Here is a 21,162-nt window from a genome sequence, read left to right on the forward strand (position 1 = left end):
CCTATTGAGGTCGGCGCCCTCTGAACGAGCGGGCGGGCCGGAGTGTCCGTGGGCGCGACTAGTCTTATCCGGTGACTGTTCCGGGGATTCTGCGCGCCTTGGAAGAGGCGTCTCTGTACCGTGACGCCCTGCAGTGGGCGCACACCGATGCCGACCTCGGCCTGGTCGACGGGCTCGATGCGCCGGCGCTCGCCGGCCTGCTGGAGAAGCGCGCTGCGGCGGGGCACCCCCCTGCGCTCCTCGCCGTCGTCCCCACCGGGCGGCGTGCCGAGAGCCTGGCGCTGGCGATGCACGCCTACCTGCCCTCAGCCGACATCCTGACGTTCCCGGCCTGGGAGACGCTGCCGCACGAGCGCCTGAGTCCCAGCGTCGACACGGTCGGCCAGCGCCTGCAGACGCTGCGCCGCATCGCCGAGTGGACCGGTGATCATCCGCTCGTGGTCGTCGCGTCCGTGCGGGCTGCGCTGCAGCCGATCGCGGGCAACCTCGGGGAGATCGCGCCGCTCGAGCTCGCCGTCGGCAGCCGGGGCAACGATCTCGACCGCGTCGTCGAGCAGCTCGTGGAGCGGGCATACTCCCGCGTCGACATGGTGTCGCGTCGCGGCGAGTTCGCCGTGCGCGGGGGCATCCTCGACGTCTTCCCTCCTGTCTCGGAGCACCCGTTCCGCGTCGAGTTCTTCGGCGACGAGATCGACCAGATCCGCGCGTTCTCCGTCGCCGATCAGCGCTCGCTCCCGGGTGACGTTCCCGGCGTCGACCTTCCGCCCAGCCGCGAGCTGCTGCTGACCGCCGATGTCCGCGATCGCGCGCGCGCCCTGATCGAGGGCTTCCCGGCGATCCGGGGGATGCTCGAGAAGATGGCCGAGGGTATCCCGGTCGAGGGCATGGAATCGCTCCTGCCCGCGGTCGCGGGGCCGCTGAAGTCCCTGGCCGAGTATCTGCCGGCGGGGGCGGCGACGGCCGTCGTCGATCCCGACCGCTCCACCGCGCGCGCGATCACTCTGGGCGACACGAACCGCGAGTTCCTCGATGCCGCCTGGAGCGCGGCCACGTCCGGTGCGTCGGCGCCCATCGATCTCGGTGCCGGCGACTTCCTCACGATCGCCGAACTGCGCGAGGGCGTGCGCGACCGGGGTGGCGTCTGGTGGCAGCTGAGCCCCTTCGGCATCAGCGTCGGCGACGGCGATGCGGCCTCCGATGCGGATGCCGCCACCCTCGGCGCCGCCATCATCCCGTCGTTCCACGGCAACGTCGACGGGGCCATCTCGTTCGTCGAGGCCAAGGTCACCGACGGCTGGCGCGTGGTGGTGATCGCTGCCGGCAGCGGTCTGGTCGATCGTGCACGTGATGTGCTGTCCGACCGCGGCCTCGCGGCTCGCGTCGTCGAGAGTCTCACGGATGCGCCGGAGGCCGGTGTCGCGACGCTGGTCACGGGGTCGGTCGAAGCCGGATTCCAGGTGCCGGAGGCGAAGCTCGCCGTCCTCACCGACAACGAGTTCTACGGACGCACGATCGGTGGCGACCAGCGGGTCGTCAAGAAGCTCGCCTCCCGTCGCAAGAACGTCGTCGACCCGCTGCAGCTGAAGCAGGGCGACTTCGTGGTGCACGCCACCCACGGCATCGGGCGGTTCGTCGAGATGACGCAGCGCGAGGTGTCCACCGGTGGTCGCAACGCGACCAAGTCCGTGCGCGACTATCTCATCCTCGAATACGCCCCCTCCAAGCGCGGCTACCCCGGCGACAAGCTGTACGTCCCCACGGATCAGCTCGACTCCCTCTCGAAGTACGTCGGCGGTGAGGCCCCGACCCTCTCGAAGATGGGCGGCAGCGACTGGTCGCAGGCCAAGGGCAAGGCTCGCAAGGCCGTGCGCGACATCGCGGTCGAGCTCGTGAAGCTGTACTCCGCACGCATGAGCGCCAAGGGCCATGCTTTCGGCCCGGACACGCCCTGGCAGCGCGAACTCGAAGAGGCCTTCCCGTTCGCCGAGACGCTGGACCAGCTGCAGACGATCGACGAGATCAAAGCCGACATGGAGCGGCCGATCCCGATGGACCGGCTGCTCTCGGGCGACGTCGGCTTCGGCAAGACCGAGGTCGCCGTGCGCGCGGCGTTCAAGGCGATCCAAGACGGCAAGCAGGTCGCGATGCTCGTGCCGACGACGCTCCTGGTCAAGCAGCACATGGAGACGTTCACCGAGCGCTTCGCCGGTTTCCCGGTGAAGGTGCGCGCGCTGTCGCGCTTCCAGACCGACAAGGAGGTCAGGCTCACTCTCCAGGGGCTGCTGGAGGGCTCCGTCGACATGATCATCGGCACCCACCGCATCCTGACGGAGGGGGTCATCTTCAAGGACCTCGGTCTGATGATCATCGACGAGGAGCAGCGGTTCGGCGTCGAGCACAAAGACGCGCTGAAGAAGCTGAAGACCAACGTCGACATCCTCGCCATGAGCGCCACCCCGATCCCGCGCACGCTGGAGATGGCGGTCACGGGCATCCGGGAGATGTCCACGCTCGCGACACCTCCGGAGGACCGGCATCCGATCCTCTCGTTCGTCGGACCCCGCAGCGACAAGCAGATCGCCGCGGCCATCCGGCGCGAGATCCTGCGCGAGGGCCAGATCTTCTTCGTGCACAACCGCGTGCAGTCCATCCAGCGCGTCGCGGCGCAGCTGGCGGAACTCGTTCCCGAGGCGCGCATCGCCGTCGCCCACGGGCAGCTGGGCGAACACCAGCTCGAACAGGTCGTCGACGACTTCTGGGAGCGCAAGTTCGACGTGCTCGTCTCGACCACCATCATCGAGACCGGCCTCGACATCTCGAACGCGAACACGATCATCATCGACCGCGCCGACAAATACGGCCTCAGCCAGCTGCACCAGCTCCGCGGCCGCGTCGGGCGAGGGCGCGAGCGGGCGTACGCGTACTTCCTCTACGACGAGATGAAGCCGCTCTCCGAGACCGCCGCCGACCGCCTGCAGACCATCGCGGTCAACAACGAGCTCGGCTCGGGCATGCAGGTCGCGCTGAAGGACCTCGAGCTCCGCGGCGCGGGCAACATGCTCGGCGCCGAGCAGGCCGGACACATCGCCGGCGTCGGCTTCGACCTGTACCTGCGCATGATCGGCGAGGCGGTGGCGACGTTCCGCGGCGACGAGGTCGAGACGGGGCAGGAGCTGCGGCTCGAACTGCCGCTCGATGCCCGGATCCCCGAGTACTACATCGACAGCGAGCGACTGCGCCTCGAGGCGTATCAGAAGCTGTCGGCGGCCTCGGCGGCCACGGCGAAGGACGGCGCCATCGACCTCGTGATCGAAGAACTCGTCGACCGCTACGGCACGCCTCCCGAAGAGGTCGAGGGGCTTCTGGCGATCTCGCGGCTGCGTCGTCGGGCTGCGCGCGCCGGATTGACGGATGTGGTCGTGATGGGTTCGAACCTGCGCATCGCGCCGGCGCGGCTCGAGGACTCGATCAAGGTGCGGCTGCAGCGGCTGTACCCGAAGGCGAAGCTCGTGGCCGGGGGAGAGGCGCTGGTCGTGACGATGCCCACGGTTCCCGCCGCTGTGGGTGTCGGACTCGAGCCGCTGCCCGACACGCAGCTCCTCGAATGGGTCGAGCAGCTGTTCACCGCCATCTTCCCGGAGCCCGCCAAAGTCGAGTAACGTGCGGCGGCTGCTTTCGCGGCTGCGGCGGGACTAGTCTGGCCGCATGTTGTACGAGCACCTCGGGGCTCGCCCCCGCATCCATGACACCGCCGTCATCGCCCCCACCGCCGTCGTCTCCGGCGACGTGGAGGTGGCGCCGGGCTGCCAGGTGCTGCATGGCGCCGTCATCACGGCCGAGGGCGGGCCGATCACCCTCGGCGAGAACGTGATCGTGATGGAGAACGCGCTGATCCGCGCCACCGCGGCCAATGCGGTCCACATCGGTGCGCACACGCTGATCGGGACGCTGGCGAGCATCGCCGGCGCGACGGTGGGCGAGGAGGTCTTCTTCGCATCCGGTGCCCGCGTCTTCAACGGCGCGCTCGTCGGGGCGCGCTGCGAGGTGCGGGTCAACGCGATCGTGCATCGCCGCGCCGTGCTTCCCGAGCGCACGGTGGTCCCGATCGGGTGGGTGGCCGTCGGTGACCCGGTGCAGCTACTCTCGCCGGACCGGGATCAGGAGATCGCCGCTGCGCAGCCGGAGCTCGACTTCCCCGGTCATGTGTTCGGTGTCGACCGAGACACCCCCGACCTGATGGTGCAGCTCACCGAGCGCTACGGCAGTTCACTGGCCCGCCACGCCCACGACCGCGAGGTCTGACTCCGCGGTCCGAAACTCGCAGAACAGCACGAACGTCGCAGAGAATCCCGGGATTCCTGCGACGTTCGTGTGGTTCTGCGAAGTCTCGCCGCGCGAGGTGCGAACTCGGATCAGATGACGCCCTGGGCGAGCATCGCGGCGGCGACGCGCTCGAAGCCGGCGATGTTGGCTCCGGCCACGTAGTCGCCGCCGACGTCGTGACGCTCTGCGGCGTCGAAGGCGGCGTCGTGGATGTCGGCCATGATCTCGCGCAGCTTGTTCTCGCTGTCGGCGAAGGTCCAGCGCTGACGCGAGGCGTTCTGGCTCATCTCGAGGGCCGAGGTCGCGACACCGCCGGCGTTCGCAGCCTTGCCGGGAGCGAACAGCACGCCCGCCTTCTGGAAGGCCTCGACGGCGTCGGGCACGCACGGCATGTTCGCGCCCTCGGAGACGGCGCGCACGCCGTTGGCGATCAGTGCCTCGGCATCGGCGAGGCTGACCTCGTTCTGCGTGGCGGAGGGGACGGCGATGTCGACCGGGACCTCCCAGACGCTGCCGCCCTCGACGAAGCGGGCGCTGGGCCGACGGTTGGCATACTCGACGATCCGGGCGCGCTCGACCTCCTTCAGCTGACGGAGCAGGTCGACGTCGATACCGGCGTCGTCGACGACGTAGCCGGAGGAGTCGGAGGCCGTGACGGCGGTCGCGCCGAGCTGGGTGGCCTTCTGGATCGCGTAGATGGCGACGTTGCCCGAGCCCGAGATGCCGACGCGCTTTCCGGTGAGGGAGTCGTTGTGCACGGCGAGCATCTCCTGCGCGAAGAACACCGCGCCGTAGCCGGTCGCCTCGGTGCGCACCTCAGCACCGCCCCAGCCCGTGCCCTTGCCGGTGAACATGCCGGACTCGTGACGGTTGGTGACCTTGCGGTACTGGCCGAAGAGGTAGCCGATCTCGCGGCCGCCGACGCCGATGTCGCCCGCGGGGACGTCGGTGTGCTCGCCGAGGTGGCGGTACAGCTCGTTCATGAACGACTGGCAGAAGCGCATGACCTCGGCGTCGGACTTGCCGTGCGGGTCGAAGTCGGACCCGCCCTTGCCGCCGCCGATTCCCTGACCGGTGAGCGCGTTCTTGAAGATCTGCTCGAAGCCGAGGAACTTGATGATCGAGAGGTTCACCGAGGGGTGGAAGCGCAGTCCGCCCTTGTACGGGCCGAGCACCGACGAGAACTGGATGCGGTAGCCGCGGTTGACCTGCAGCTTGCCGGCGTCGTCGATCCACGGCACGCGGAAGAGGATCTGCCGCTCGGGTTCGACGAGCCGCTCGAGGATGCCGCCGTCGACGTACTCCGGGCGTCGCTCCAGGACGGGGGCGATCGAGTGCAGCACCTCGTGGACGGCCTGGTGGAACTCCGGCTCGTACGGGCTGCGGGACAGCACCGTGTCGAACACGGGCTGCACGGAGGCGGCGAGCGGATGGAAGTCGGCGGGAGTCGTTGCGGTCACGCGGAAGAGGCTTTCTGATGGGGGATTGTGGTGCAGGCGATCGTGTCGCGTGAGGCATCGCCGGTGTCGGCGGAGGTTTCACTCTAGCGGCCGGCCGAATGCGGATCGCGCACCCGGCCAGACGGTATATCGGTCACCCGGTGTTCTGAAGGCCGGCGGCGACGCCGCTGACCGAGAGCAGAAGCAGGCGCTGCTGTTCGGCATCGGCGCCGGACCCGGTGGGCCCCTCGGCCGAGCGCAGCGCGCGCAGGGCACGCAGCTGCAGCAGCGAGAGCGCGTCGACGTAGGGGCTGCGCAGCTGCACGGCGCGCTGGAGAACAGGCTTGTTCTCGAGCAGGCGCTCGCCGCCGGTGAGGCGGATCACCCAGCGCCGCGTGACCGCGAGTTCGTCGAGCACGAGCTGTGCCAGGTCATCGCGGTCGCCCAGGGCGAGGTACTGCCGGGCGATGCGCTCGTCGGTCTTGGCGAGGCTCATCGCGACGTTGTCGATCATGGTGCGAAGCAGCGGCCACTCGCGGTACGCCTCGATGAGCAGCTGCTCATCGCCGACGGCGTCCAGGGCGGTGCCGAGACCGAACCAGCCGGCGAGGTTGATGCGCGCCTGCGTCCACGCGAACACCCACGGGATGGCCCGCAGATCCTCGAGAGACTCGACGGACAGTCCGCGACGCGCGGGCCGCGAGCCGAGCGCGAGCAGACCGATCTCCTCCATCGGGGTGACCGTGGCGAACCAGGGTGCGAACCCCTCGGCCTTCACGAGCGAGAAGAAGCGTTCGCGGGAGGCGGCATCCATCACCGAGGCGACCTCGGCGTAGCGCTCGGCCGCGCGGCTGGTGCGTTCCTCCTCGGTGGGGGACGACGCGAGCAGTGTGGCGGCGGCGACCTGGTCGATGTGCCGCATCGCGATGGCCGGCTCGCCGTAGCGCGCGAAGATGACCTCGCCCTGCTCGGTGAGCTTGAAGCGGCCGTCGACCGAGTGCGGCGGCTGTGCGAGGATCGCGGAGTTGGCGGGGCCGCCACCACGCCCGAGGGCGCCACCGCGACCGTGGAAGAGCGTCAGCTCGATCTCGGACTCCTGCGCCCAGCGCGCGATCTTCTCCTGCGCCTCGTACAGGGCGAGGTTCGCGGCGACGGGGCCGACATCCTTCGACGAGTCCGAGTATCCGAGCATGACCTCGAGGCGGTTGCCGGTGGCGGCCATTCGCTCGCGGAACTCCGGGAAGGTCACGGCCTCGGCCAGGATTCCGGGCGCTGCCTGAAGGTCGGCGAACGTCTCGAACAGCGGCACCACGTCGAGCACCGGTGCGTCGTCGCCGAGCGCGTACCGGGCGAGACGGTGCACGCCTGCGAGGTCGGAGGCGGCCTGGGTGAACGAGACGACGTAGCGTCCGGCCGCCCGCAGGCCGCGGTCGCGCTGGATGTCCGCGATCGCGCGGAACACCTCCAGCACCTCCTCGGTCTGGGCACTGATGGCCTCGCCCGCGTCGAGCTCCGCCAGGGCCTTCGCGTGCACCTGCGAGTGCTGACGCACCTCGAGCTCGGTCAGGTGGAAGCCGTACGTCTCGACCTGCCAGATCAGATGCTGCACGCCGCCGAACGCATGACGCTTCGCGCCGGCAGCCGCGAGCGAGGACTGCACGGCCCGCAGATCCGCGAGTAGCTCCTCGGGACGCGAGTAGCCCTGGGCCGAGTCACCGTGGCGGGTCGCGGCGACTCGTCGGGACAGGACGAGCAGCACGCGGCGGTGGGGCTCATCGGGGGAGCGGGCCGCGAGTTCGGCGGCGAGATCCGGCTCTGCCGCGGCGAATCGCTCCCACACGGCGACGACCTCGGTGCTCGGCGGGGTGTCGTCCGCAGACAGCGTGAGGGTCCTGCCGATGCGGTCGAGCGCGCGCTCCAGTCCGCGAAGGACGTGGTCGGCCGCGATCTGCGAGGCCTCGCGGGTGACGGATGCCGTGACGAACGGGTTGCCGTCGCGGTCGCCACCGACCCAGGAGCCGATGCGCACGAACGCGGGCACCACAGGAGCACTGGAGCCGGATTCCTCGCCACGGAGAGCGTCGTCGATGCGGCGGTACACGTGGGGCACGGTCGTGAACAGCGTCTCGTCGAACACGCCCATCACGGTGCGGACCTCGTCGGTCGGGGAGGGCTTCTGCGACCGCAGCGGCGCGGTGCGCCAGAGGGTGTCGATCTCCTCCAGCATCCGGCGGCGGGCACGGTGCTCCTCGGATCCGCCGGCGCTCGCCGCATCGTGCTGGGTCAGCAGTTCGGACAGGCGACGGATGCTCGAGGAGACGGCACGGCGGCGGGCCTCGGTCGGGTGGGCGGTGAAGACGGGGTGGAAGCGGAGGCCGTCCAGGCGGCGGCGGGCTTCCTCGTCGCCGACCTCGCTGCGCAGTCGTGCGTAGGCGGTCGCGACGGTGTCGGCGGCATCCTCGCGTCCCGGCTGTCCGGCGCGCTCGCGCAGCACGCGCACGCGCTGGTGCTCCTCGGCCAGGTTCACGAGGTGGAAGTAGCAGGTGAAGGCCCGGGCGACCTCGTCGGCCCTGGCGATGGTGAACGACTCGGCGATCGCCGCGGCACGCTCGAACGCATCGGGCGTCTCCTGGTCATACGCCTGGATCGTGGCGAGCCGCAGACGCTCGACGTCTTCGAAGAGATCGTCGCCGCCGGCTTCGCGCAGCACCTGCCCGAGCAGCTGCCCGAGCATCCTGACATCGGTGCGCATCGCATCCGGCGTGCCGCTACTGGCTTCGAATCGGCCGATCACGCGGATCGCCTCGGTGTTCGTGGGCTCGGAGAAAGAGTGTGCGGGGGTCACCCTTCGAGAGTATCCCGGGCGGTGGGGGTGTCCTGCACGCATGACGCCGCACCCGCGCCGACCCGGAACGACACGGCATGCACGGCGATATCGCCGCAACCTACGATGGAGGGGATGCGCATCTCAGCGAACCCCCTCCGCGGTCAGCAGTTCCCCGCAGTCCTTCTTCTCATCGCCGCCGGTCTCGGCCTGCTGCTCGCGAACCTGCCCACGCACGACGCGCTGGCGGCGTTCCTCGACTTCCACATCGCGGTGCCGGGCACGGATCTCGATCTGTCGATCTCGCACTGGGTGTCCGACGGCCTCCTCGCGATCTTCTTCCTCGTCGTGGCCATCGAGCTGCGTCACGAACTCACGCACGGCGAGCTCGATTCGCCGCGCAAGGCTCTGCAGCCCGCGATCGCCGCGGCCGGCGGAGTGCTCGTCCCGATCGCCGTGTATCTGCTGATCGCGGGTGGTGACAGCTCCACCGCGTCGGGCTGGCCGATCCCGACGGCCACGGACATCGCGTTCGCGCTCGGTGTGCTGGCGATGTTCGGCAAGGGCCTGCCGTCGCGGGTGCGCGTGTTCCTCCTCGCCCTGGCGATCCTCGACGACATCATCGGCATCATCTTCATCGCGGTGCTCTTCGCCGACGACGTGCAGTGGCTGCAGCTCGTGCTCGCGATCGTCGGTGTCGCCGTGTTCTGGGCGCTCAGCCGTCTGCTGCACGCGAAGGGGCACCCGCTCATCGCGGTCGCCATGGTCGTGGTCGGCGTCGTCACCTGGGGCCTCGTCGCCTCGTCCGGCGTCCATGCGACGATCGCCGGAGTGCTGCTCGGGCTCGTCATGTCGCCGGTCCCCGCGGCCCGTACCCGGCACGCGCTGGAGCCGACCGTGAACGGTCTGATCCTCCCGGTGTTCGCGTTCGTCGCGGCGTTCGTCGTGATCCCCGCCCTCTCGCTCACGCAGCTGTCGCCGGCATTCTGGGCGATCGTCGTCGCGCTGCCGGTCGGCAAGATCATCGGCATCTCGCTGTTCGGGTGGATCGCGATGCGCATCCGCCCGAAGGGTTCGGAGCCCGCGCTGCCGTTCGCCGACATCCTCGCGGCCGGTGCGCTCGGCGGCATCGGCTTCACGGTCTCGCTGCTCCTGGCCAACCTCGCCTTCGCGAGCGACGGCGGCATCCGCGACCAGGCCATCCTCGGTGTGCTCGTCGGCTCGCTGATCGCCCTGGTGCTCTCCGCATTCATCGTGTCGCTGCGTGCGCGCTGGTACCGTCGGGTCGCATCCGCCTCTTCGTGAGCGCGGAGCCGGATCCGCACCGACCAGAAGGAGCACGCGTGAGCGCACGACCCGAGCCTCAGGCAGACGGCGCCGACCCGCTCCGCACCGCCGCCGACACCATGCACGCGGTCCGCGACCGCTGCGTGTGGTCGCAGCAGATCACGCACCGCGACCTCGTGCCGTACCTGATCGAGGAGTCGCACGAGGTGATCGACGCGGTCGAGGCCGGCACACGCGACGACCTGCGTGAAGAGCTCGGAGACCTGCTCTGGCAGGTGCTCTTCCACGCGGCGATCGCGGCGCAGGATCCGGAGGACCCGTTCGACATCGACGACGTGGCACGCACCCTGACCGAGAAGATGGTGCGGCGGCATCCGCACGTCTTCGCCGGAGAGATCGCCGAGACGCCCGAGCAGGTCCTGGTGCACTGGAACGCGGCCAAGGCTGCCGAGAAGCGCACCCGCAGCAGCGTGCTCGACGGAGTGCCACGGGGGATGCCGGCACTCGCGCTCGCGCAGAAGCTCGTCGGTCGCGCGGCCGGTGTCGGTGTGACAGTCGCACCGGTTTCGACGGCAGTGCCCCCGGCATCCGAAGCCGAGCTCGGCGATGCGCTGCTCGCGCTCGTGGCGACGGCCCGCGCCGAGGGGTGGGACGCGGAACGCGCACTGCGCGAGCGGCTCCGCGCGCTCGAAGACGACGTCCGGGCGGCCGAGGCCGGCTCCTGACGCACGGTCGGGGTGCCCGACCTGGGAAGATGGACTCGTGGCTACTGTGAACCCGCCGCGCGGCATGCGCGACATCCTCCCCGCCGACAAGGCCCGCCGTGAGCGCGTGCTCTCCGTCATCCGCGAGCGCTACCTCGCGCACGGATTCGACGAGATCGAGACGCCCGTGGTCGAGGACTACGACCGGCTGCATGCCGGGATCGGCGGCGACAACGAGAAGCTCTCGTACAACATCCTGCGGCGTGGGCTCGACGCCGACGCGATCCGCGCGGCCGCCGAAGACCCTGCTGCCCTCTCGGACCTGGGCCTCCGTTACGACCTCACCGTCCCGCTCGCACGTTTCTACGCGAGCAACCGCGGCCAGCTCCCCACCGTCTTCCGCTCGATCCAGATCGGCCCGGTCTGGCGTGCGGAGCGCCCTCAGAAGGGCCGCTACCGGCAGTTCGTGCAGTGCGACATCGACATCATGGGAGACGACTCGTCTCGTGCCGAGGCCGAGTTGATGGTCGCCTCGCTCGACGTGGTCGACGCCCTGGGCCTCGAGGGTGCGACGGTGCGGATCAACGACCGCCGCGTGCTGGACTGGATGCTGGACAGCTTCGGTTTCACCGCCGAGGAGCGTCCCGGCGTGCTCATCACGATCGACAAGCTCGACAAGATCGCTCCGGAGGGGGTCGCCGCCGAGCTGCACGAGCGCAGCGCCTCGACGGCCGCCGCCGATGCCTTCGATGCCTTCCTGCGGCGCCCGCAGACGATGGAGTACCACCCGTTCGGCGAGCGTCAGATCCGCAAGGCCCTGCCCGACGGCGCCCCGGCCGAGCTGATCGAGCACCTGGTCGGCATCGGCGAGGCGGTGGCTGCGGGGCGTGGTCAGTCCGACATCCCGCTCGTCTTCGACCCGTTCCTCGTGCGCGGCATGGGGTACTACACCGGAACGATCTTCGAGCTCGCGCACCCGTCCGTCGGGTACTCACTCGGCGGCGGCGGGCGCTACGACGGCATGATCGGTCGCTTCCTCGGACAGCAGGTCCCCGCGGTCGGGTTCTCGTTGGGCTTCGAGCGGCTCGTCGATCTGATCGCCGATGAGGCCGATGCCGCCGCGCAGGCGGTCGTGCTGATCCACGATGCCGACGTGCCGGTGCACGAGCTCGTCCGCCACAAAGCCACGCTCATCGCGGGCGGGGCCCGGGTTCGGCTCGAGCGACGCACGAAGAACGTCAAGGCGCTGCTCGAGCGCTCGGCGGCCGACGGCTACACGGCCTTCGCGACCGTGTCCGCGGGCGCCGGCGACCTCGAGGTCAAGCCGCTCTCCTGACGCGAGGTTCGGACGCTCGCGTCGCGTTCACGCCGCGTTCACACCGGCGCGGTGGAATCGGGGCGTGAGCCGCATCCGCACCCTCGCCATCGTGTCTCTCGCCCTCGCGGCGGTGCTGGCCGCGATCCGTTTTGCCCTCGCGCAGCAGGCTGCCATCGCGCGGAAGCGGATCGGGAAGCCGCTGGGGGAGGAGTCCGTCGATGCCGACCGCGTCTGGCGTCGCGCGCTCGACGGCGAGCCGCTCGACCTGCTGGTGCTCGGCGACTCGATCGCCGCGGGCCTCGGCGTCGAGCATCGCAAGGAGACACTCGGAGGGCGGCTCGCGAAGGGCGTCGGTCAGCGGATGCACCGACCGGTGCGGCTGCGCACTGCCGCGGTGGTGGGGGCGGAGTCGCCCGACCTCCCGGCGCAGCTCGACACGCTCCCCGCCGGCTACCGTCCGCACGTGGCGGTGATCGTCGTGGGCGGCAATGATGTGACCCACCGGCTTCCGGTGGCGCTCTCCGCACAGCATCTGCACGAGGCGATCGGGCGGCTGCGGGAGACCGATACCGAGGTCGTCGTCGGCACCTGCCCCGATCTCGGGGCGTTGCGTGCGGTTCCGCAGCCGCTCCGCCGCATCGCGTCGAGCCTGTCGCGCCGTCTCGCCGAGATCCAAGACGAGACGGCGCGACGGGCGGGAGGCGAGCCGGTCGATCTGCGCCGTGCGGTGGGGCCGATGTTCTTCGACGAGCCGGAGGCGATGTTCAGTCTCGACCGCTTCCACCCGAGCGCTCTGGGCTACCGGCGCACCGCTGAGGCGCTGCTGCCTGCGGTGTGCCGTGCCGCGGAGGTGGCCCTCAGCTCGCGCCGTCGCTCGGGGCCGCGCTGAAGGACGCGGCCCACTCGGCCACCCGGCGGCTGCTCTCCTCGTCGGAGATGTCCTCGACACGGGTCATCACCGACCAGCGCACGCCGAACGGGTCGCGGATGCTCGCGAACCGGTCGCCCGAGACGAACGGCGCCGGTGCTTCGCGCACCGTAGCTCCGGCCTCGACGGCTTTCGCCACGACCGAATCGACGTCTGAGACGTAGAGGCCCATCGAGTAGCAGTCGTCGTCGCCCTCGGGCGAGCGGACGAGGTGGTACTCCGGGTTCGGCTCGCCGAGCTGCAGGATGCCGAGTCCGAAGTCGAGGTCGGCATGGGCGACCACGCCGCCGAACTCCGTCACGTCGATGACTCTGGCGCCGAAGACGTCGCGGTAGAACTCGATCGCTTTCTTCGCGTCGGGGATCGCCAGGAACGGCGTGAGTGAGGTCGCGCTGTTCGGGCGCCCGTCGGTCGTGTACGTCCCGGTGGCACCGGTCGTGGGGGCGTCTGTCGTGGGGATGTCGTTGCTCATGCCGCCACGTTAGGCCGGGGGCACGGCCCGCAACTTGAACATCCGCGACAACCTCCCGAAGTCGGGGCGGGAGCCTACGCTGGGCGCATGGTGAACCCGACCCGTGGCGTGCTGTACCCCGCTCGCTTGCCCGAGTTCCACCGCCTTCCCGCGCCGGCCGCGGTGACAGAGCTGGTCGCGTGGTTCTGGATTCCGGAGTGGGACATCGAGCCCGGCCGTTCTTCGCGCCAGGAGATCGTCGCCTATCCGGCGCTCAACCTCGTCGTCGATGCGGATGCCGTGATGCTGTCGGGCGCCACGACGCGGGTGTCCCACCGTGATCTCCGGGGGAGAGGCTGGGCGGTGGGCGCCCTGCTGCGCCCCGCCGCTGTCGCCGCCCTGATCGATGCCCCCACCGCACTGGTCGACGGCGAGCGAGTCCTGGGTGGGCCGACGGCGGATGTCGCGGAGCTGCACCGTGCCGTGGCGGCGGCGATGGGTTCCGGAGACGGGCACCGCGAGCAGGCGGTCGCGATCTTCGCCCGGTGGCTCGGGGAACGCGTCGGCCCGGTGGGCGATCCCGCGCGTCAGGCCAACGCGCTCATGGACGTGCTGATGGGCGACGATGCCGCTCTCACTCCCGAAGAGGCGGCCACGCGCCTCGCGGTGTCGGTGCGAACCCTGCAGCGGATGACCCATCGCCACGTCGGGCTCTCGCCCGCCGCGATGATCCGGCGACGGCGACTGCAGGAGGCAGCCGTGCGCGTGCGGGAGCAGCCGGATACCGATCTCGCGTCGATCGCCGCCGATCTCGGGTACGCGGATCACGCCCATCTCACCCGCGACTTCCAGGCGGTCCTCGGCCTCGCTCCGCGCGCGTACCGTTCCGAGTCGAGCCGCTGACCTCAGGCGCGCGCGAGTCGCAGCCGCAGCATCCGATATCCCACGCCGATCAGGAGGATGGCGGCGCCGATGGCGGAGCCCAGCACGGGGAGGGTCGCCACCAGCAGGAGGCAGCCGAGTGCGCCGACGACTTGCAGTGCCCGGGGGTAGCGGCGCGCCGATCCCACCTGCCGGAACGCCGCTGCGTTGGCGATGAAGTAGTACAGCAGCACTCCGAAGGACGAGAAGCCGATCGCGCCGCGAAGGTCGGCGAGGAGCACGATGGCGATCACGATGACGGCGATCGCGATCTCCGCGCGCCGGGGCACAAGATGGCGCTGATCGATCTTCGCGAGGAAGCTCGGGACGTCGCTCTCTCTCGCCATGGCGAGCGTCGTGCGCCCGATGCCGGTCAGCAGCGCCAGCAGCGCGCCGAGCGAAGCGGCGGCGGCGGCCACACGGATGACCGGTGCCCACGCCGAGGCACCCGCCGCGCCGAGCAGGTCGACCAGGGGCGCCCTCGATCCGATCGCGTCGGCGCCGAGGACCAGGATGACCGCGACGCAGACGAGGGTGTAGACGACGATCGCTCCGCCGAGTGCGAGGACGATCGCGCGCGGGATCGTCTTCGCCGGGTCGACGACCTCCTCGCCCATGGTCGCGATGCGCGCGTAGCCGGCGAACGCGAAGAACAGCAGCCCGGCACCCTGCAGCACGCCGTATGCCGTGGCGTCGGGCAGCGGGCTCGGTGCGGCTGACGGCGTCGCGCCGAGCCCGAAGCCGACCGCGACCGCGAGACCGAGCAGCGAGCACACGACGAGGATGCGCGTGAGCAGCGCGGTCCTGGTCACGCCGAAGCAGTTCACGACCGCGAGCGCGGCGACGGCGACCACGGCGACGGGCACCTGCCATCCCTCGGGCGCGGCGTAGGCGGCGAAGGTCATCGCCATGGCGGCGCAACTCGCGATCTTGCCGATCACGAAGCTCCAGCCGGCGACGAATCCCCACCATGGTCCGATCTCGGCGCGGGCATACGCATACGTGCCGCCCGCGACGGGATGCGCGGCCGCGAGCTGCGCCGATGCGGTCGCGTTGCCGTACGCGACGACGGCGGCGATCGCGAGCGCGATCAGGATGCCGCTGCCGGCAGCCCCGATCGCCGGAGCCCATACGGCGAACACACCGGCGCCGATCATCGAGCCGAGGCCGATGGCGACGGCGTCTCCGAGCGTCAGCCGGCGAGCGAGGGGCATCCCGTCATCGTGGCACGCGGGAGTGAACAGCGGATGACGCGGCTCAGTCCCGGGACGCCGTGACCCGCTTCTTCTCGCGGATGTACACCTCGCGGCGGACCCTCGCGACGACGTCGCCCTCACGGTCGGTGATGACCGTCTCGAACCACTCGAGCACCTTCGCCCCGCCTCGGGCGCGCTCGCGGATCTCCTCGGCCTTCTCCTTCGACACCTCGAACTCGGCCGTCAGCACGCCGCGGCCGGGCTTCAGGAACTCGATCTCGCCACGGGTGTCCCACACCACGTGGTCGCGCCCGAGCTGATGCATCACGAGCATGAAGAAGTACGGGTCGGTCATGGCCGACATCGATCCGCCGAAAGCGGTCTTGACGTAGTTGCGGGTGAAGACGTTCACGTGCAACTCGACCGTGGCGTGGGTCCAGTCCTCGCTGAAGCGGCGGATGCGGATGCCGCTGAAGAGGTTCGGGATCCACAGGCTCATGCCGAGGGCGAGGCGGCGGGGAGTGATGCGCATCCCGCCAGTGTGGGGGACGCGGGACCGGGCGACGAAGACGTCTGGAGGGTAGCTACAGTTGTTCTAGTTCGAATAGAATAAGGCCAACAAGGCGGAGGTCGGATGCTGATCAGGGTCGACATGGCGAGCGGGGTGCCGCTCTACGAGCAGGTCGCGGCGTCCGTGCGTGCCGACATCATCGCCGGCAGGCTGGCGCCGGGAGACCGCCTTCCTTCGGCGCGCGAAGTCGCCGAGACCCTCGAGATCAACCTGCACACCGTCTTGCACGCGTACCAGCAGCTGCGCACGGACGGGCTGATCGACCTGCGACGCGGCCGCGGTGCCGTGGTCTCGGCCTCCGTCGGTCCGCTCGTTGACCTGACGAAGGATCTGCAGGATCTGGTGTCGCGCGCCGCCGCACTCGGCGTCGCCCCGGCCACACTCGCCGCTCTCGTGAAGGAGATCACCGTATGACCGCCGACGTCCGCCGTGCCCGCACTGCATTCCTCTGGGTGGGGGTGATCATTCCGCTCACGATCCTGGCGGTGTCGGCGGTCATCGTCGCGTTCTGGCTTCCCGAGATACCGGAGCCCGCGGCGATCCACTGGTCGGACGACGGCGTGAACGGCTTCGGGCCCGGCTGGACCTACCTCGCCATCCTCGGCGGCATCGCGGTGATGGTCATCGCGTTCGCCCTCCTCGCGTGGTTCGCGCACCGACTCCCGCAGAACGGGCAGCCGGTTCCCGCCGCCGACGCCGAGCGCCCGCAGTGGTCGATCACGGCGAGGTTCCTCGGTGCGATGAACCTCGGCACGGTCGCCCTCATCTCCCTCATCACGCTGGTCGGCGTCGACGCGCAACGTGGTCTCGCCGATGCCGCAGACACCCCCGACATCGGCTTCGAGGTGCTGATCGGGTTCGTGCTCATGGCCGGCGGTGTGGCGCTCGGATGGTTCCTGCAGCCGGCGACGCCCCTGCCGGACACGAGCCGGTCCGAGAGCCCGGCGGATCCCCTCCCGACCTCCGCCACGGAACGCCTCGTCTGGATCGGCACCGCGACGATCGCCCGCAGCGGCCTGGCGGTGCTCGGTGGCGCGGTGCTGCTCGCCTGCGCGCTCGCCGCCATCATGATCGCGACGGGCGCGGGCGGAGTGCTGACCGCGGTCATCATGCTGGTCACGTGCGCGATCCTGATCGCCGCGCTCGTCACCACCTTCGCGTTCCGCGTGCGCATCGGGCCCGCCGGACTGCTCGTGCGGTCGCTGGCGGGCTGGCCGAAGATCGAGATCCCCACGGTCGATGTCGCGTCGGTGCGCGCGATCGACGTCGATCCCTTCGCCGAGTTCGGTGGATGGGGGCTGCGCTACGGCCTCGACGGACGATACGGCGTGGTGCTGCGCCGGGGTGAAGCGCTCGAAGTGACGCGCGTCGGTGGACGGCGGTTCGTCGTCACGGTCGACGACGCGCAGACAGCGGCGGCGGCCTTCGCCGCCGTCACACGGAAGGAAGGGTGAACCGCATGAACTCCACGATCCCCACGTCTCGAAGGGTCCAGTGGCCCGCCGTCATCGTCTTCGTGGCCGTCGCCTGCGCGCTGGCCTGGCTGGTGGCGCTGCCGCTGTGGCTCGGCGACGGACTCGCGGAGCCGATGTCCGTGTTCCTCCTCCCGGTCATGATGTTCACGCCCGCCGTCGCGGTGCTGGTCGTCACCTTCGCGATGCGCGTGCCTGCGCGGGGAGAGCGGGCGCGCTTCCTGGGCCTCTGGCCGCTGCGGCCCGCCAAACGCGTGGTCTGGCTCATGGTCGCCGCCTGGCTCGTGCCGCCGGTCCTGGTGGCGCTCACGGTCGTCGTGTCCGCAGCACTCGGGTTCGTGCAGCTCGATCTGACCTTCGCCGGCTTCGCGGCCGAGCTCGCGAAGGCGCTGCCCGATGGTGTGCCGGTACCGCAGGTCGAGATCGTGGTCTTCGCGCAGATCGCGATGGTCCCGCTCGGAGCGCTCTTCAACAGCATCTTCGCCTTCGGGGAGGAGCTCGGATGGCGGGGCTGGCTGGTGCCGGCGCTGCGACCGCTCGGCACCTGGCCGGCCCTGATCCTCAGCGGCGCGATCTGGGGCCTGTGGCACAGCCCGATCATCCTGCTCGGTTACAACTTCGGGCGCACCGACATCACGGGCGTCCTGTTCATGGTCGGCGGCTGCGTCGCCTGGGGCGTCCTGCTCGGCTGGCTGCGACTGCGGTCGGCATCCGTCTGGCCGGCCGTGATCGCGCACGGATCACTGAACGCCGCCGCCGGGCTCATCGTCCTGTTCGCGGCCACGCAGCCCGACATGGCCCTCGCCGGACCGCTCGGCGTGGCGGCATGGATCGTCATCGCGGTGGTCATCCTGATGCTCGTGCTGACCGGCCAGTTCCGGAAGCAGCCGGAGCTCGCCGACGCTCCTGGTCGTCTGCTCTCGCCGCCGCGGGGTTGACGGGGGCCGGGGCCGGCGGTTGGCTGAGGTCATGGACTCCACCCCCGCCGCCTGGTCGCAGGCCGACTCGTATCTCGCCGACACGCTCGTCGGGCCCGACGCCGAACTGGAATCGGCTCTCGTCGCTCAGCGTGAGGCAGGGCTGCCCGAGATCGAGGTCGCGCCCGTCGCGGGCAAGTTGCTGAACCTGCTCGTCCGCATCAGCGGCGCGCGACGGGTGCTCGAGATCGGCACCCTCGGCGGCTATTCGACGATCTGGCTCGCCCGGGCCGTCGGTTCCGAAGGCCGCGTCGTGACGATCGAGGCGGAGGCCGAGAACGCCGCCGTCGCGCGGGCCAGCATCGACGCCGCAGGCGTCGGCGACCGGGTCGACATCCGCATCGGCCGGGGCGCCGAGGTGCTGCCGACTCTGGTCGGCGGGTTCGATCTGGTGTTCATCGACGCCGACAAGGAGTCCAACACCGTCTATCTCGACTGGGCCGCGCGACTCGGTCACGCGGGCACGGTCGTCGTGCTGGACAACATCGGGCGCGAGGGCGAGATCGTCCGCGACGACAGCACCGACTCGAAGGTGATCGGCACCCGTGACTCGCTGCGGATGCTGGGGGAGGACACGCGCTTCGATGCCACGGCGCTGCAGACGGTCGGGGCCAAGGGCTGGGACGGCTTCGCGATCGCCGTCGTGGTCTGAACCCGCTCCGCGCGCGGCGGCCGGATGAGTCCCTGGTCCGGTCGCACGGCCGGGCTAGACTGGGCGCGGATCGACGACGCTCCACACCACGTTTTCCCCCTGAACAAGGAGCACATCAGTGGCACTGATCGAGGCTGTAGGCGCACGCGAGATTCTCGACTCGCGCGGAAACCCGACCGTCGAGGTGGAGGTCCTCCTCGACGACGGCATCGTGCAGCGGGCGGCAGTCCCGTCCGGTGCCTCCACCGGCGCGTTCGAGGCGTACGAGCTCCGCGACGGCGACAAGAGCCGCTACGGCGGCAAGGGCGTCCTCAAGGCCGTCGAGGCCATCATCGACGAGCTCGGCCCGGCCATCGAGGGTGTCGAGGCGAGCGAGCAGCGTATCGTCGACGAGATCCTCATCGATGTCGACGGCACCGAGAACAAGAAGCGCGTCGGCGCCAACGCCATCCTCGGCGTGAGCCTCGCCGTCGCCAAGGCGGCTGCAGACTCGGCCGATCTCCCGCTGTTCCGCTACCTGGGTGGCCCGAACGCGCACGTGCTGCCCGTTCCGCTGTTCAACGTCATCAACGGCGGCGAGCACGCCGACAACGGCATCGACATGCAGGAGTTCTTCCTCGCCCCGGTCGGCGCGGAGACCTACTCCGAGGCACTCCGCTGGGGTGTCGAGACCTATCACGTGCTGCGTGCAGAGCTGAAGGCCGCCGGCTACGCGACCGGCCTCGGCGACGAGGGCGGCTTCGCCCCCGACCTGCCCAGCAACCGCGAGGGCCTGGACTTCCTGGTGAAGGCGATCGAGAAGGCCGGCTTCACCCCCGGCACCGACATCGCCCTCGGCCTCGACGTCGCGGCGACCGAGTTCTTCAAGGACGGCGTCTACCGCCTCGACAACAAGGACTGGGACGCGGCCGCGCTCACCGAGTACTACGTCGGCCTGGTCAACGACTTCCCGATCGTCACGATCGAGGATGCTCTCGCCGAGGACGACTGGGACAACTGGAAGCACCTCACCGACGCCCTGGGCTCCAAGGTCCAGCTGGTCGGCGACGACCTGTTCGTCACCAACCCGCAGCGCCTCGCCGACGGCATCAAGCGCGGCGTCGCCAACTCGCTGCTGGTCAAGGTCAACCAGATCGGCACGCTCACCGAGACGTTCGACGCGGTCAGCCTGGCGCAGCGCTCCGGCTACACGGCCATGCTTTCGCACCGCTCGGGCGAGACCGAAGACACGACCATCGCCGACCTCGTCGTCGCGACGAACTCCGGTCAGATCAAGGCAGGTGCGCCCGCTCGCAGCGAGCGCGTCGCGAAGTACAACCAGCTGCTGCGCATCGAGGAGGAGCTCGGCGACGCCGCGGTCTTCGCCGGTCGCTCCGCGTTCCCGCGTTCGCAGGCCTGAACGCAGCTGACACCCGAAGAAGCGGCGGAAGCGGCGGCTGAGACGGCCGTCGTCCGCGGCGCACGAAGCCGCTGAAGCGGTAAGACGAAGGAGGGGCCGTGGCACGACGACCGGCTCCTCCTTCGTCATCTCCGGCCCCGAAGACGCCCGGAAAGGGCGCTGCCCGACCGAAGGCGTCCTCTGCCGCCGCCCCCGCGCCCAGGGCCTCAGGGAGGAACCGCGGCGACGCCCCACGTGTCGACGTTCGCGAATGGGCCTCCGGCATCCGCCTCTCGGCGTTCTCGGTCATCATGCTCTCGCTGGTGGTACTGGGAGCCTGGGTCCTCGTGCCCACGCTCGGGACGTTCATCGACCAGCGTCAGAAGATCGCGGCGCTCGAGGCATCGGTGCAGGTCAGCGAAGACGAGATCACCGCCCTGATCGCCGAGCGCGAACGATGGAACGACCCCGCCTACATCACCACTCAGGCGCGCGAGCGCCTGTACTACGTCAAGCCGGGCGAAGTCGTCTACCTGATCGACAACGACCTCGATCCGTCCGCGCTCCCGCGTGAGCAGGCGCCCGTGAGCGACACGCTCGAGGAGAAGCCGTCGGACTGGATGCCGCAGCTGCTGCGTACCCTGGTCGCGACGGGACTCAGCGGCACGGCGACGACCGCTCCCTGAGCGTTCGCTCCGAGCATCCTCTCGGCCGGCTCCCC

General features: G+C 70.1%; 18 protein-coding genes. 13 read left to right on the plus strand and 5 right to left on the minus strand.

What is annotated here, in order from left to right:
* The first annotated feature begins 71 nt into the window (after nt 1-71).
* Together mfd and HCX50_RS08790 are read left to right on the plus strand one after the other, a co-directional pair.
* Complete coding sequence (gene mfd, locus HCX50_RS08785; RefSeq protein ID WP_167633895.1) at nt 72-3,659, plus strand: transcription-repair coupling factor; 3,588 nt, start codon at nt 72-74, stop codon at nt 3,657-3,659.
* 46 nt (nt 3,660-3,705) lie between these two features.
* Nucleotides 3,706-4,302 carry a gamma carbonic anhydrase family protein gene (locus HCX50_RS08790; protein WP_167633897.1) on the plus strand — a complete coding sequence of 199 codons (597 nt, stop codon included), beginning with the start codon at nt 3,706-3,708 and terminating at the stop codon, nt 4,300-4,302.
* A gap of 110 nt (nt 4,303-4,412) precedes the next feature.
* Here the strand turns inward: HCX50_RS08790 and gdhA are convergent, their stop codons facing one another.
* Together gdhA and HCX50_RS08800 are read right to left on the minus strand one after the other, a co-directional pair.
* The gene (gene gdhA / locus HCX50_RS08795; protein ID WP_167633899.1) at nt 4,413-5,783 is read right to left on the minus strand and encodes an NADP-specific glutamate dehydrogenase; all 1,371 of its coding nucleotides are present in this window, start codon (nt 5,781-5,783) and stop codon (nt 4,413-4,415) included.
* Between the two features lie 133 nt (nt 5,784-5,916).
* On the minus strand, nt 5,917-8,607 hold the full coding sequence (locus HCX50_RS08800; protein ID WP_167633901.1) for a phosphoenolpyruvate carboxylase: 2,691 nt from the start codon (nt 8,605-8,607) through the stop codon (nt 5,917-5,919).
* 114 nt (nt 8,608-8,721) lie between these two features.
* Between HCX50_RS08800 and nhaA the strand changes: the two genes are divergently transcribed.
* The 4 genes from nhaA to HCX50_RS08820 all read left to right on the plus strand — a co-directional run bounded on the left by nhaA (nt 8,722) and on the right by HCX50_RS08820 (nt 12,784).
* Nucleotides 8,722-9,891 (plus strand): Na+/H+ antiporter NhaA, encoded by a 1,170-nt coding sequence (nhaA, locus tag HCX50_RS08805; protein ID WP_167633903.1) that lies wholly within the window; start codon nt 8,722-8,724, stop codon nt 9,889-9,891.
* Between the two features lie 101 nt (nt 9,892-9,992).
* Nucleotides 9,993-10,598 carry a MazG family protein gene (locus HCX50_RS08810; protein WP_205828959.1) on the plus strand — a complete coding sequence of 202 codons (606 nt, stop codon included), beginning with the start codon at nt 9,993-9,995 and terminating at the stop codon, nt 10,596-10,598.
* Nucleotides 10,599-10,662: 64 nt separating this feature from the next.
* Nucleotides 10,663-11,913 (plus strand): histidine--tRNA ligase, encoded by a 1,251-nt coding sequence (gene hisS / locus HCX50_RS08815; protein WP_205828960.1) that lies wholly within the window; start codon nt 10,663-10,665, stop codon nt 11,911-11,913.
* A gap of 64 nt (nt 11,914-11,977) precedes the next feature.
* Nucleotides 11,978-12,784, plus strand: a complete 807-nt coding sequence (locus tag HCX50_RS08820) for an SGNH/GDSL hydrolase family protein (protein WP_337749378.1) — start codon at nt 11,978-11,980, stop codon at nt 12,782-12,784.
* Here HCX50_RS08820 and HCX50_RS08825 read toward each other — a convergent pair.
* Nucleotides 12,753-13,295: a VOC family protein gene (locus HCX50_RS08825; RefSeq protein WP_091034329.1), complete on the minus strand. Its 543-nt coding sequence runs from the start codon at nt 13,293-13,295 to the stop codon at nt 12,753-12,755. The genes HCX50_RS08820 and HCX50_RS08825 overlap by 32 nt on opposite strands.
* Nucleotides 13,296-13,382: 87 nt before the next feature.
* Between HCX50_RS08825 and HCX50_RS08830 the strand changes: the two genes are divergently transcribed.
* Nucleotides 13,383-14,177 carry an AraC family transcriptional regulator gene (locus HCX50_RS08830; protein WP_091034326.1) on the plus strand — a complete coding sequence of 265 codons (795 nt, stop codon included), beginning with the start codon at nt 13,383-13,385 and terminating at the stop codon, nt 14,175-14,177.
* Between the two features lie 2 nt (nt 14,178-14,179).
* Here the strand turns inward: HCX50_RS08830 and HCX50_RS08835 are convergent, their stop codons facing one another.
* On the minus strand, nt 14,180-15,409 hold the full coding sequence (locus HCX50_RS08835) for an APC family permease (protein ID WP_167633905.1): 1,230 nt from the start codon (nt 15,407-15,409) through the stop codon (nt 14,180-14,182).
* A 43-nt stretch (nt 15,410-15,452) separates the two neighbouring features.
* The gene (locus HCX50_RS08840) at nt 15,453-15,923 is read right to left on the minus strand and encodes a PaaI family thioesterase (protein WP_167633907.1); all 471 of its coding nucleotides are present in this window, start codon (nt 15,921-15,923) and stop codon (nt 15,453-15,455) included.
* A 102-nt stretch (nt 15,924-16,025) separates the two neighbouring features.
* Here HCX50_RS08840 and HCX50_RS08845 point away from each other — a divergent pair, with 102 nt between their 5' ends.
* The 6 genes from HCX50_RS08845 (at nt 16,026) to HCX50_RS08870 (ending at nt 21,127) form a co-directional block, all read left to right on the plus strand.
* Complete coding sequence (locus HCX50_RS08845; RefSeq protein WP_091034317.1) at nt 16,026-16,376, plus strand: GntR family transcriptional regulator; 351 nt, start codon at nt 16,026-16,028, stop codon at nt 16,374-16,376.
* The gene (locus HCX50_RS08850) at nt 16,373-17,416 is read left to right on the plus strand and encodes a hypothetical protein (protein WP_091034315.1); all 1,044 of its coding nucleotides are present in this window, start codon (nt 16,373-16,375) and stop codon (nt 17,414-17,416) included. Before HCX50_RS08845 ends, HCX50_RS08850 begins: the two co-directional genes overlap by 4 nt.
* Nucleotides 17,417-17,421: 5 nt before the next feature.
* Nucleotides 17,422-18,372, plus strand: a complete 951-nt coding sequence (locus HCX50_RS08855) for a CPBP family intramembrane glutamic endopeptidase (RefSeq protein ID WP_167633909.1) — start codon at nt 17,422-17,424, stop codon at nt 18,370-18,372.
* Between the two features lie 31 nt (nt 18,373-18,403).
* Nucleotides 18,404-19,063 (plus strand): O-methyltransferase, encoded by a 660-nt coding sequence (locus HCX50_RS08860; protein WP_167633911.1) that lies wholly within the window; start codon nt 18,404-18,406, stop codon nt 19,061-19,063.
* A 118-nt stretch (nt 19,064-19,181) separates the two neighbouring features.
* Entirely contained in the window at nt 19,182-20,462 is a 1,281-nt protein-coding gene (gene eno / locus HCX50_RS08865) for a phosphopyruvate hydratase (RefSeq protein ID WP_091034310.1), read from the plus strand.
* A gap of 98 nt (nt 20,463-20,560) precedes the next feature.
* Entirely contained in the window at nt 20,561-21,127 is a 567-nt protein-coding gene (locus HCX50_RS08870; protein WP_337749383.1) for an FtsB family cell division protein, read from the plus strand.
* Nucleotides 21,128-21,162: the final 35 nt, after the last annotated feature.

The sequence above is a fragment of the Microbacterium sp. B19(2022) genome, from assembly GCF_012030385.1.
GTDB classification, from domain to species: domain Bacteria; phylum Actinomycetota; class Actinomycetes; order Actinomycetales; family Microbacteriaceae; genus Microbacterium; species Microbacterium oxydans_B.

Excerpts from the sequence above, each read along its gene's own strand:
- HCX50_RS08790 (WP_167633897.1), top strand. The coding sequence starts at position 3,706 with ATGTTGTACGAGCACCTCGGGGCTCGCCCCCGCATCCATGACACCGCC.
- nhaA (WP_167633903.1), top strand. The coding sequence starts at position 8,722 with ATGCGCATCTCAGCGAACCCCCTCCGCGGTCAGCAGTTCCCCGCAGTC.
- HCX50_RS08810 (WP_205828959.1), top strand. The coding sequence starts at position 9,993 with ATGCACGCGGTCCGCGACCGCTGCGTGTGGTCGCAGCAGATCACGCAC.
- hisS (WP_205828960.1), top strand. The coding sequence starts at position 10,663 with ATGCGCGACATCCTCCCCGCCGACAAGGCCCGCCGTGAGCGCGTGCTC.
- HCX50_RS08825 (WP_091034329.1), bottom strand. The coding sequence starts at position 13,295 with ATGAGCAACGACATCCCCACGACAGACGCCCCCACGACCGGTGCCACC.
- HCX50_RS08830 (WP_091034326.1), top strand. The coding sequence starts at position 13,383 with ATGGTGAACCCGACCCGTGGCGTGCTGTACCCCGCTCGCTTGCCCGAG.
- HCX50_RS08835 (WP_167633905.1), bottom strand. The coding sequence starts at position 15,409 with ATGCCCCTCGCTCGCCGGCTGACGCTCGGAGACGCCGTCGCCATCGGC.
- HCX50_RS08840 (WP_167633907.1), bottom strand. The coding sequence starts at position 15,923 with ATGCGCATCACTCCCCGCCGCCTCGCCCTCGGCATGAGCCTGTGGATC.
- HCX50_RS08845 (WP_091034317.1), top strand. The coding sequence starts at position 16,026 with ATGCTGATCAGGGTCGACATGGCGAGCGGGGTGCCGCTCTACGAGCAG.
- HCX50_RS08850 (WP_091034315.1), top strand. The coding sequence starts at position 16,373 with ATGACCGCCGACGTCCGCCGTGCCCGCACTGCATTCCTCTGGGTGGGG.
- HCX50_RS08855 (WP_167633909.1), top strand. The coding sequence starts at position 17,422 with ATGAACTCCACGATCCCCACGTCTCGAAGGGTCCAGTGGCCCGCCGTC.
- HCX50_RS08860 (WP_167633911.1), top strand. The coding sequence starts at position 18,404 with ATGGACTCCACCCCCGCCGCCTGGTCGCAGGCCGACTCGTATCTCGCC.